This is a genomic window from Flavobacterium sp. CFS9 (assembly GCF_041154745.1).
Taxonomy (GTDB): Bacteria; Bacteroidota; Bacteroidia; order Flavobacteriales; family Flavobacteriaceae; genus Flavobacterium.
In genome coordinates, this window is sequence record NZ_AP031573.1 from 5071976 (window position 1) to 5084912 (window position 12937).

Here is a 12937-nt window from a genome sequence, read left to right on the forward strand (position 1 = left end):
TGTTCAGATTATCTACACTTCAACTTATAACTGATCCATTTTTCGGCTTTTAACCTTATAGTTAGAGTCTACTAAAAACAAAAAAGACCGCAATAGCGGTCTTAGACGTGTAATATACCAATTAAATTATCTAAAAAACGATTCCGTTATTACAATCCGGAAAACGATAAAGTTCACTATACCATAAAATCAAACCGAATGGCAAACGGTTTTTATTAAATCGTTCTAAAATGCAGCACTTTCTGCCAGGACTGTATTAGAGTGATCCTCTACAATTGCGTGTGGTGCATGTTTTCTAAACTCCAGAATTCCTTCATCACGGGAATCTCTGTCTTTAAATATTTTACTTGTTCCGATAATCTTCCCATTAAAGGCTTTAAGATTAAAGTATCTTTCATCTTTTGAATTTGTTTTTCGGAAGAATTTTGTATTGTCCTGTGAATTAACTTTTACTGATTCAATCCCTTTCATACACATGAATTTTCGGGTATAATCACCACTGCTTAAAATAGTTTCACCATTTTTATTTACAAACTCGAATTGAAATTCTCCATTGGCTTTTTTAATAACGATAAATTTTTCCATTCTAAAAATTATTATTTATGTAATCTGAAATTCTATTTATAATGCTGGACACAGCACCCTTAATCTTTAAAGAAGACTTTAAAAGTTGTCCCCTCTCCTACCTGACTTTCTACTGTAATGTTTCCATTCATAGATTCAATCTGATTTTTTGTAATGTATAAGCCCAAACCGTTTGCTTTTTCGTGCTTATGAAATGTTTTATACATTCCAAAAATTAAATCTCCGTGTTTCTTAAGATCAATTCCTAAACCATTGTCTTTTACGGTTAATACCTTTCTTCCATTTTCTTTGAAAAAATTAAACTCAACGATCAGTGGTTTTTTAGGATCTGCATATTTGATAGCATTGCTGCTCAGGTTTTGTAATACACTTTCAAGATAGGCCGGATTAAAATGAACCACTGCTTCAGGAGAAACATTGTTGATTATTGTGACATCATTCTTGTTGCTATAGGCATTAACAATGTTGAGTACCCTGTTTAAATAACTGTTTAAATTCAGTGCCTCGATATTAATTTCGGTATTGTTCTGAACATTTACAATTTGGGACAAATCTTCAATTGTTTTACTAAGATCTCCGGAAACCGCACGCAGGTATTTTAATGTTTCAACTTTTTCATCAAAACCTTCTTCTGAATCGATCAAGTCCAAAAGAACTTTAAAATTACCTGCGTGCGAGTTTAAGTTATGAGAAACGATATGCGAGAAATTCAACAATCTGTTATTCTTTTCTTTATACACTTCCATTTCTCTTCTTAACTCAAGCTCTTTCTCTTTCTGAAAAGAAACATCACTATAAGTTCCTATTACTTTTAATGGTTTTCCCTCAAGATCACGCTCGATCACCATTCCTTTACTAAGAATCCACTTGTACTTTTTATTCGAAGTTAGTACACGTTGAAAATTTTCGTAAAAAGGAGTTCTGTTATTAAAATGATCATTAAAAGCCTTTTGACACTCTACAACATCCTCCGGATGGATCATTTTCTTCCATCCCTCGCAAGTATGAGAAACTTCAGAAGCTTTCAATTCCAGTATATTCAAAGCCTGCTGCGAATAATAAATTCTATCAATGGTTAGATCCCAGTCCCAAATACCTTCATTTGAAGTCATCAGCATAAACTTAAAACGTTCTTCTGTTCTTCTGAGTTTTAACTCCTGCTCTTTTAATTCGGTAATATCAGTTATACGACCATAAAATTCCGTACTTCCGTCTTTATTGACTAGTCTTTTTGAAGTCACTTTAAACCAGCTTAATCCATTGAAAGGCAATTCTGCCCTGAACACAACACTCCATTTTCTTCTTTTTTTAATAGCATCGAATAAAGAGTTTTTTACCCTTTTTTTATCATCCTGATGAATTCGATCGTATATAGAAAGTACAGTATTGGTAAACATGGTATTGGATAAAACTTCAAACATTTCGTAGGTGGCATCATTTATAAATGGCATTTCATAATTATTATCTGCCGAAATCGTAAATACAAAAAGGGCATCATGAACCTCTTCAAATGCTTTAGACTTAAAAACATTTATGTTTGCTTTCTTCTTTGTATTATAAAAATCGAATTCCATAGCCTTACTTTTATACATTCCCTTTCTATTAACTGTAGTTTTCTTTAGCATTAAAATTTGCATTAGATTTTAAAAACACTATTTGTTGATCAGACGGCAATCTTCTAAAAAAATAAAAATTGACCTGACTTTTATAACCCAAAAAACAAAAACAAAAAAAGCCGTCCGTAACAACAAAAGAGTATCTCTTAATACAGGAAGCTAGATGCTGAAAAAAAATAATCCATTCTGCTACAAATCCATCTTATTTATAAAGTTCCAGCAACTGCATCTTCCTGACAAAACAAAAATACATGCAATAAAATCAATACGTTATAGAACATGGAACGTCTTGTTGTAGAATTATTTCTACAGAAAATACATCACAAATAAAACTGCTGATCACAAAAAAAACAGGCACTTAAAAAGTCCTGTTTTTTTAATAGGTTTGAAATAGTTCGTTTATCAATCCGCATACAACTGAAAAACTTTGATCAAATCGGCCAGATTATCAATTTCCAGCTTTTCAAAAATCCTGTTTTTATAGGTACTTACCGTAGTTTTCTTAATGTTCAGATGTTCAATTATTTCGAGATTGCCATAACCTTTAATTAAAAGCTGTGCCACTTCGATTTCTCTGTTGGACAATACATCTAATGGGTTTGTTGGTTTTTTTGAAATATAAGAGTCGAGAATCCTGTCTTTCAGATTCTGTGTAATATACTTTCCGGACAAGATCATCGAACTGATGGCATTTTTCATTTCTTCCTCCGAAGTTTCTTTGTTCAGATATCCGGATGCTCCTGCATTCAAATACCGCATGGCGTAGATATTCTCATCATAGGCTGAGAAGATCAGTATTTTCACTTCGGGCTGAATGGATTTAATCTCTGTTATGATGCTGATACTGTTTCCATCAGGAAAATTCACATCTAAGATTAATAAATCTATACTCTGCTCTTTCAAAACAGCAAGTGTATCCTTAAAATTTCCTGCTTTATGAATTAAAGCATTCGAAAATAACTCTTTTATCATCAAAGAAACGCCTTGTCGTACCACACTATGGTCATCAGCTACTAAAAAGCTATAGTTATTGGATGGGGATTTCATTTTCATTTACCTAATTTAGGGTTGTTTCAGCGCTTTTCTCTAACTAATTGCCTTTTTACTGTCAATATACAAAAAGTATATTAATTTGGTCTTATTTTAAACTAAACTTATAAAGAGGTTGAAAATAATCGTTGTCCCTTTGCCTTCTTCGCTCTGAACATCTATTTTTCCATCAAACAATTCTACAATTTCTTTACACAAATTGAGTCCTAAACCTACTCCAAGATCGTTTACTTTTCCTGAAACGGTACCCTGATAATAAAGTTCGAATATGTTCTTGAGATCGTTTTTGGCAATTCCTATTCCACTGTCTTTAATTTCTATTTTTAAATTTACTTGCTTATCAGAGGTCTTTTCGAGATCCATCGCTATTTTTATCAATCCATTTTCGGTAAACTTATTCGCATTACCAATAATGTTATAAAAAAGCTGATGAATTTTTGCAGCATCAGAATTCACTTCAAGATTTGAAATCAAATTCGAATTAACTTCTATTTTATTCCCTTTACTTTCAACCAATGAAGCCATCGAATGTACAATTTGATGAATTTCTTCCTTAAGCAGGAATTTTTTATTGTTCAATTTAGGTTCATAATTTCCGTCTTTTGAATATTCCAGGATCTGATTGGCTAAAAGAAGCAATGAGTTTGTAGTAAACTGAATGGATTTAAAAGTATCTTTTATTTCGGCATCTTTTATCGAAGCACTTATCATTTTACTGTAAATTGAAATGATGCTTAAAGGAGATCTGATCTCATGGCTGATCATTCCCATAATTCTATTCTTAAAATTCAGGTTTTCACGGATCTGCATCTGAGCGGTAGTCAGTCTTTTTTCATATTGAAAAGCCAGTCTTGTGAAGCCGAAAAGTACAAGCGAAACGATAAACATCATTAAGATCAAAATCGCAATGGTATAACTTCTCACTATTTTATTGGATTCGTATTGCTTTTGCAATTGCTTTTGAGTATTATCCTGAAGCAATTTCAACGAATTGTTGTAATTCGGCATAATCTCCGCCTCTAAGTTCAGTAATTCGTTATTAAACTCTTTTAGTTTAGCATCCTGATCTTTTAAATTGGCAAATGACTTCTTTAAGTTCTTAAACTGTTCTTCGTAAAATTTATTAGTGGTATTAAACAGGTTCGCAAATTGTTCTTCGATACTTCCGGTCACTACTTTATTATCATACTTCATGGTAACCGTAATATTCAGCTTCTCTTTCTGCACATCCACTTTACCGGCCAAAGCAGCCCCCAATCTTGAGAATAAACCTTTTTTGGATACGCTGTCAACCTGTATATAGGATTCCGTTTTGATGCTGTCTAAGATCTTTTTATACGCGAATTTGTTTAGTTTAAAAGGTTTAGACAAAGCAGTCTTATCCGGATTGATCTGTGAATCGATAATAGAATCTATGCTGGATTTTATAGCCTCTACCGAATGCTCAGACTGATTCTTTTCTTCCAGAATCTTCATGAATGCCTTGTTGTCTTTTGTAATCAGGGTTAGGCTGTCAATCAAGCGGCTAATCTCATTTAAAGAAGCGGTGTACTTATTTAGTGATTCCTTGTCTTTGTAATAAGTATAATTATTAAAACTCTTTTGAGAACTGACAAATGAATTATTAATACCACTGGTAAAATGCGTTATTCTGTTCAATGAATCCATCGAGTTTAAAGTTTTCGACATTTCTGATTCATTAGACGATTCGTTGTACCAAATAACTATTGCAATTATTTGTAAAAGAATAACACAGGCTATTAAAGTGTAGTGAATTATCTTTCTGTGTTTGAACTTTAGTTTAAAAAAACTAAACGTACTATTTAAGGAATGTTTTCTAATCAAAATTTATATTTTAAAATGATAAATAAAATAATGAGCCAAAGAATCAAATCCATAACTCATGCCACTTTTTTAATTAGGTATCGAAAGAACATCCTGAATGATGTACTACATTTTGAATAAATATTGTTCTATAGCTAAAATTAGCAGACACTAATTCAATTTTAATACTGATAACAGATCTTATTCCTCTAAGTTACTCTTTCTTTGTTTAAAAAACAACAAAGCCAAAAATACTTCTCTATCAATAATAACCATAGCACAACAGATATTTAAAAGAGATTTGGGGGGATCTTTTTAACAGAATAAATGTGTTTAATACAAAAAACTTACTTTATTCTATTTTTAAATATATAATTGTTTCTATTTTCTTAATAAGTAGCAAAAATAGTATGCTGAAATTAAATCGACTGTAGAACATTTTATAACGACCTGTAGAACTTGTTCTACAATTTTGCTAGTAATTAATTCTACAATTTTCCTCGTACAAAGATACAATTTTTGAAAAAATATGCCGGATTATTTACGAAATCGTTTGATCAACAGTTAATATATCGTCTCAAACACTCTATTTAAAGCGCTGATTTTCAGAACATGACTCTTTAAAATCAAACAAAAACGGGATACTCTTGTAAAAATCCTTCTCTCCTGTTTAAAGATCAACAGAAGCAAAAAAAAATCATTTTTACCAAAAAACAGATCCAAACCGAATCTTTCCGTTTCAGTAAAAATTATTGTTATTTAACGTTAAAAGATAATTTATTTGTGCTCGAGCAAACCATCTAAGTCTGATAAGGTATAAAACTTGAGATCGTTCAACTTCATGTACCTGCAGATAAATTCTAAAGTTTCGATTTTGGTCTGATAATTTTCGGTAACATTTCTAACAGGTTTATGACCACACAAGATCAGGATCTTGTTGTGTTTTTTTGCATAGTGCAATAATTCAAGAAGGTACGGAATACTGAAATGAATATGACTATTGTCAATGTCAAAGGCAAATACAATTTTTGAATTATCGAAATAACTATCCTGTTTTTCAGGCAGTTCACCTCCAAAAGCCCGTCCTCTGATAATTTTAAACATAGGTGACAGCGCTTTATCCAATGCATCCGATCTTTCTCCATACGGATAAGCAAAGGTGGTCATCTTAAAAGAATGTTTTTTCATGGAAGCAATCATAGGAGTAATTTCCTGACTGATATACGCATCCATTCCGTGCTGATTGACAAATTTAACGGCATTGTAATGATGATAGCCATGTCCGGCTATTTCATGTCCGTATTTTTGCATTTCGTGAAGTTTTTCGATTTGAGGCTTCCCAATCGAATCAATACGGCAAACATTAAAAGTGGCTTTCCAGGAATATTTTCTCAAAGCCTGATCGGCTTCGGCCCATTCGTCTACATAGGCATCATCAAAAGATAAAATGACACCAGCTTCATAAGCTTTAACACCAGGATTTTGCTTTTTACTTTCACAAGAAAATAAGGTCAGACAGAATAAAAGCAATACTGATTTAAGGGAAAACATCTTCATAAAGTATACTCTGAGAATTAAAAACGCACTCTTTTTTTAATCAATAGAATCTTATTATTTCAAATATAGTTCTTTTTCTTGTTTTCTGCCATTAAAAAAAGCCTCCAAAATGTTCTCACTTCGAAGGCTTTACTTTTTTACGATTTATTCGTATTTCAAATATTTCAAAACATCTATTTTAGTGGCCTGATAAGCTCTTGAAAGCACTACCCCTAAAGTTAGCAGCAACAAGGCGATAAATCCAATTAAAAACGGATAAACCGATATCGTAATGCGGTACGAGAAATTTTCTAACCATTTGTTAAGTAGGTAATAAGCCGGAAATAAAGCCATTAAAAAGCCTATAATACTGAAAACCACATACTGCTTGCAAAGTTCTTTCAATAAAACATTGGTCTCGGCACCCAGAGTTTTCCGAATCGCGATTTCTTTCATGCGTCGTTCAATAGAGTACGAAGCCAGTGCAAACAATCCAAAAAGCGCAATGACAATGACAATGACATTTAATAACGAAAATAGATTTTTTTGCTTGACATAATTACTATACGATCTTTTGTATCCTTTATCGACAAAATCATACGAAAACGGATATTCTGTATCCACTTTTTTTACCCATAGATTTTCTACATCAGTCAAAGTCTGCTGCATGGTTTTGGCATCTGCAGTGATATAAATATTATTCAAAAGTTCTGTAAACCAGGGCACTGTTTTAAAATGCAGAAATGTCATCGGCGGAACAGCCTGACCCGGATCCATCAGATTAAAATCTTTTACAATCCCAACAATAATTACTTCCTGACCGTTCCAATTTACCTTTTTACCGATCGGATCTTTTTCGTTCAATAACTTAAGAGCCGTCTCATTAATCAACATTGAACTTACGGTATCTTGTGCAAATTTTGGATCTAAATAACGCCCTTTAACCATTTTGATTTTCAGCATTTCCAACAGACCAAAGTCTATTGGTATATTATTTCCGTCTATACTTTTGTCTTTATATTGATAAGTGATCGTCGATTTTGGACCATATCCTAAGACAAAACCACCACCCGAAACTTCTTTAACCCCTTTGATATGAAGCAATTGATTTTTGATACTATTGTATTTGTCCAATCGTTCTTTAGCTGTAATTTTTTCACCATAAATATTTTTATACGAAATGTTCAGAATTTGTTTTCCATCAAAACCTAACTCTTTAGAGTTCATATGTTCTATTTGCTGGTAAACAATATAAGATCCGATAATGAAAAAAGCAGCCACCCCGAATTGAAAGATCAGCATCCCGTTGCGGAGCCAGATTCCGTTTTTACTTCGCCCGAAATTACCTTTCAAAACTTTTAAAGGCTCAAAATTAGAAACATAAACAGCCGGAAATATTCCTGCCAATACCACGGTTACAAAAAAGATAGCTATAAGCTGCAGATAAAACTGGCCGCTTTGCAATACAAGAGATTTATCTAAAAAGGAATTGTAATATGGCAAAGAAATCTCTACAATAACCAATGATACCAAAATGGCGAACAAGGCTATTATGGCGGTTTCAAAAACAAACTGATAAATGATACCAACTTTTGAAGCCCCTATAATTTTTCGAACCCCAACCTCTTTTGCTCTCTTTACAGCATTTGCCGTAGCTGAATTAACATAATTTACAATAGATAACAGCAGGATTAAAACTGATAATCCAACCATAATAAGTAAAAATTGAAGATTCCCTTTCGATTCTGCCATACCACCGGTTTTGGTATGCAAACGAACTGAGGCCAAGGATTCTAAAATTGGTTTTACTTCACCATATTTACGAATAAGTTCCTGAGGAGTAATTCCTTGCTCTTTTGCAAATCGGACTGTGAGGTTATCAAAATATACTTTTTGGAGATTTTTTGCTACTTGTTTCTGATCCTCCTTATTTTTCAGTTTCAATAATAAAACGTACTGAAAGTTGCCCCAAAACTGCATGTTACCATTAATTCGCTGGTCCATGAAATTAACCACACAAGAAGGATTATAAGCTGATTTTTTATCCAGCTTGTAAACGCCTCTCACTATCAAAGTTTTCTTCTGTAAAACGACTTTTTTACCTAAAGCAGTTTCATTTCCAAAAAGTTTAAACGCTAAATCCTGTGATAAACAAATACTGTTTACATCCGGTAAAGCTCCCTTTCGACTGCCCTCCGTAAATTCATACGGAAAATAATCAAAGAAGTTTCTTTGAGCAATGGTAATCTTGTCAGATTGTACTTTTTTGCCTTTAAAATAAAGAATGTCATTATCATAACCTCCGCTCAAATAACAAAAAGATTCAACTTCAGGACTTATAGCTTTTAACGCTGCCCCTACAGGCGCCGAACTTGAAGACCAATAGGTCGTAGCATTCATTTTATTGGCTACTAAAAAAATCTTGTCTTTGTTGGGGTTCCATTGATCGTAGGATTGTTCGTCATTCCAATATAAAGTCGCAAAGATTAACCCTGCAATTCCAATACTCAATCCCAAAACATTCAAAGCTGTAAAAAGCTTATTGTTTTTGATGTGATAAATAAATATGTTGATCCAGTTCTTTAGCATGATTAATTTATTGAATGGTTTACTAAAACATCTACATTTCTATGGTTCATTTTCTCTGAAAGAATGACTCCGTCTTTCATAACAATCGTTTTTTGCGAAAACGAAGCATCATAATCCGAATGCGTAACCATTAAAATTGTCGCACCTCCTGCGTGAAGATCCGTCAGCAATTCCATTACTTCGTTACCGTTTTTACTGTCCAGATTTCCAGTAGGCTCATCAGCAAGAATAATTTTCGGATCATTGATCAAAGCCCTGGCTACGGCTACACGCTGCTGTTGTCCTCCTGAAAGTTGTTGCGGATAATGTTTCAAACGATGTGATATTCCTAAAATAGTTGCCATTTCCTGTACTTTTTTCTTTCTTTCAGATGATGGCACATTATTGTAAATCAACGGCAATTCGATATTATCAAAAACCGATAATTCATCAATTAAATTAAAATTCTGAAAAATGAATCCGATGTTTTCTTTTCTCGCTTTTGATTTTAAACTTTCCTTCAGACCAATCATTTCCTGTCCTAACAATTCATAACTTCCGCCTGAAGCACTGTCTAGTAATCCGATGATATTCAGTAAAGTCGATTTTCCACTACCCGATGGCCCCATGATCGATACAAAGTCGCCTTCGTTTACAGTTAATGAAATTTCGCTTAACGCTTTTGTTTCTACTTCTTCGGTTCTAAAAATTTTAGAAAGCTTTTTAATTTTGATCATATTACTTTGTTTTTGATGTTTGTTTTTCTTTCTAAGAATGGTATTGCCGAAGTAAAAAACAGATCCTAAATTAAGATAATTGATAAGATAATCTATAAATATCTATTTTTGTTACATTTACCGGCAACAATCATTCTTCTATTTGATGATTTGCTAATAGTAATATGATTTTCGTGCCAAAAATTTAAAATTCCTAACTGCCTTATTTTAAATTTTTTAATATTTAAAAGAATTCAGAAGTGTCCAATAATGGACAGCTTTCGTCCAAAAATGAACAAAAATGAAAAAGACAAATGCAGCAATATTAATCATAGACGATCAGGAAGACATCCTTTTTGCGTCGAAAGTGTTCCTGAAAAAGTACTTTGAAGACATTTATACCCTCAATAACCCAAAAAATATTGTCGAATTATTGTCTCAAAAACACATTGATGTGGTTTTGCTTGACATGAATTACCGAATAGGTTTTGAAGACGGAAGAGAAGGTTTATACCTCTTGAAAGAAATAAAAACACTATCTCCAAAAACGGTTGTTATTTTAATGACCGCTTTTGGTAAAGTCGAAACTGCTGTTGAAGGCTTAAAATCCGGTGCTTTTGATTATATCTTAAAACCATGGGAGAATAAAAAACTCCTCGAATCCGTGAAACAGGCTGTGGATCAATCCCGAAAAGAACAGAAGAAAATAAAGAATATCGAACCTGATAATCACTTTTTTGTTGGTACTTCAGAAATGATTAAAAAATCGTATTCCCTTGCTGATAAAGTAGCTAAAACGGACGCCAACGTTTTGATTCTGGGTGAAAACGGAACAGGTAAATTTGTTTTGGCACATCATATTTTTAGCCAGTCTGAGAGAAAAAACCATCCTTTTGTAGCTGTTGATTTAGGAGCTTTAAACTCGAATATTTTCGAAAGTGAATTATTTGGTTACGCAAAAGGTGCTTTCACAGATGCCAAAACCGATACTCCCGGACGTTTCGAAATGGCACAAAACGGAACTATCTTTTTAGATGAAATTGGGAATATTCCGCTGCATTTACAATCGAAACTGCTACAGGTCATTCAAACCAAAACCGTAACCAGACTGGGAGAAACAAAGCCAAGACCTTTAAATGTCCGCATCATTACGGCAACCAACCTAAATCTCAAACAAGAAGTTACCGATAAAAACTTTAGAGAAGACCTTTATTATCGTATCAATACAATGGAAATCGTTCTGCCTCCATTACGGGAACGTCACGAAGATAAAATTCCACTGGCTGAATATCTTCTGGACAAAATGATTCCAAAATACGACCGAAATGCTATTCAATTTGACAAAAAAGTATTGGAACAAATTGAAAAACATGCCTGGAATGGCAACATCAGAGAAATGGAAAATAAAATTGAACGTGCTGTTATTCTGTGCGAAAACAATACAATCACCACTTCCGATTTAGATTTGGAAACCATAACCCCTTACGAAGAAAATCCGGATGACATTCAGCTTTCCTCCGTCGAGAAGGCAGCAGTTGAGAAAGCCTTGCTGAAAAACAACAATAATATTAGTAAAACAGCCGAAGAATTAGGATTGTCCAGAGGTTCGTTATACCGTCGTTTAGAAAAATACAACATCAATATCAATTAATATGTTTCAGACCTTCCAAACATATAAACTGCTGTTTTTACGATTGATTCTGATTGTATTGATGATCGAGCTCTCTTTTTATTTTTTTAAAACGGATCTTTTCTTTACCGGAATCTTTGGCCTTTTTGTAGTGTTCCTGCTTGTTCGCGAAATGTACTTTTATGTCCGAAATTTTGTTCTCCTTTACAACAAAACCATTTCTTCGATCTTACAGAATGATTTTAGTTCAGACTTTTCGCAACACCAATACAATAAAAATTACAACGATTTATTTCTCCTGTACGACACTCTAAAAAGCAAGCAAAACGAGCAGATCTCGAAAGACATTGTCTATCGTTCGATTTTAAATACTATTGAATCCGGGATCATCATTCTACGAAAAGAAGAAACGGAATGGAATATTTTCTTAATGAACGATCATTTTTCTTCTCATTTTAATGTCCCGAAAGTCTCCAAATGGAAATATCTTAAAGACCAACTACCATCGTTATGTGAAGTAATCGAAGCCGACGATTTTCAGGAAATCAAAACCTCCTTGGAAATTCGTGTACAGGAGCAGAACACACAAACCTTTGTTTTGCAGGCTTCTCGAACAGAAGTTTTTGGAAAAGATTATTTTATTGTTTTACTGGATTCGATTCAGAATGTAGTTGAGAAAAAAGAAAAAGATGCTTGGGTAAATTTAATGAAAGTCATTTCGCATGAGCTGTTAAATTCGATAACTCCTATTCGTTCTATTTGCCAGAATTTACAGGATTTGGTTGATCAGGACACTATGTCGGCTGAAGATTTGGAAGATGTCAAAAATAGTGTTGAAACCATGTTGAGACGAAGCGATCATCTACAAAAATTTGTTGAGGGCTATCGAAAACTCGCCATGCTGCCCACACCCAAAAAAGAGAAAACGGATTTACAGGTTTTAATGCACAATTGTCTTCAGATCATGGCTCCGTTATTCAAAGAAAAAAACATTGAAATCGTAAACAAAATTACCAATAAACACTGGATCGCTATCGACCCTCAGCAAATCGAACAGGTTTTCATCAACCTGTTGACCAATTGCATTCATGCCTTAAAAGACGCCACAGAAAAAACAGTAACAGTATCAGCAGAATTGAAAGAAAACAGAGCCTTCATCAAAATCACGGACACCGGAAACGGAATCGAAAAGGAAATCGAACACAAAGTTTTTCTTCCTTTTTTCACTACCAGGGCCGAAGGCGCCGGAATTGGCTTAACCTTATCAAAAAATATTATCGAAGCGCATGGCGGCTACATCACACACCGTAATGAAAATAGTAAAACTGTTTTTGAGATTTGTTTACTTGAATAACAATTCAATAATTTAAAAACAGAAAGTCTTTAACGATTACCACCAATTCTGATACTAA

General features: G+C 33.4%; 9 protein-coding genes. 2 read left to right on the forward strand and 7 right to left on the reverse strand.

Annotation, left to right across the window (positions count from 1 at the left end):
- Window positions 1–225: 225 nt before the first annotated feature.
- From ACAM30_RS20835 to ACAM30_RS20865, 7 genes are all read right to left on the reverse strand, one after another.
- Window positions 226–585 (reverse strand): YegP family protein, encoded by a 360-nt coding sequence (locus ACAM30_RS20835; RefSeq protein ID WP_369616433.1) that lies wholly within the window; start codon window positions 583–585, stop codon window positions 226–228.
- A gap of 59 nt (window positions 586–644) precedes the next feature.
- Window positions 645–2159, reverse strand: coding sequence for a PAS domain-containing protein (locus ACAM30_RS20840; RefSeq protein ID WP_369616434.1), 1515 nt, complete (start codon window positions 2157–2159; stop codon window positions 645–647).
- A gap of 444 nt (window positions 2160–2603) precedes the next feature.
- Complete coding sequence (locus ACAM30_RS20845; protein ID WP_369616435.1) at window positions 2604–3254, reverse strand: response regulator; 651 nt, start codon at window positions 3252–3254, stop codon at window positions 2604–2606.
- A 90-nt stretch (window positions 3255–3344) separates the two neighbouring features.
- Window positions 3345–4940, reverse strand: a complete 1596-nt coding sequence (locus ACAM30_RS20850; protein ID WP_369616436.1) for a sensor histidine kinase — start codon at window positions 4938–4940, stop codon at window positions 3345–3347.
- Window positions 4941–5852: 912 nt separating this feature from the next.
- Window positions 5853–6632, reverse strand: a complete 780-nt coding sequence (locus ACAM30_RS20855; RefSeq protein WP_369616437.1) for a polysaccharide deacetylase family protein — start codon at window positions 6630–6632, stop codon at window positions 5853–5855.
- Window positions 6633–6776: 144 nt separating this feature from the next.
- The gene (locus tag ACAM30_RS20860) at window positions 6777–9200 is read right to left on the reverse strand and encodes an ABC transporter permease (RefSeq protein WP_369616438.1); all 2424 of its coding nucleotides are present in this window, start codon (window positions 9198–9200) and stop codon (window positions 6777–6779) included.
- A 2-nt stretch (window positions 9201–9202) separates the two neighbouring features.
- Entirely contained in the window at window positions 9203–9916 is a 714-nt protein-coding gene (locus ACAM30_RS20865) for an ABC transporter ATP-binding protein (protein ID WP_369616439.1), read from the reverse strand.
- Window positions 9917–10196: 280 nt separating this feature from the next.
- On the opposite strand from ACAM30_RS20865, the gene ACAM30_RS20870 reads away from it, so the two are divergent.
- Together ACAM30_RS20870 and ACAM30_RS20875 are read left to right on the forward strand one after the other, a co-directional pair.
- Window positions 10197–11546, forward strand: a complete 1350-nt coding sequence (locus tag ACAM30_RS20870; protein WP_369616440.1) for a sigma-54-dependent transcriptional regulator — start codon at window positions 10197–10199, stop codon at window positions 11544–11546.
- A gap of 1 nt (window position 11547) precedes the next feature.
- Window positions 11548–12879 carry a PAS domain-containing sensor histidine kinase gene (locus ACAM30_RS20875; RefSeq protein ID WP_369616441.1) on the forward strand — a complete coding sequence of 444 codons (1332 nt, stop codon included), beginning with the start codon at window positions 11548–11550 and terminating at the stop codon, window positions 12877–12879.
- Window positions 12880–12937: the final 58 nt, after the last annotated feature.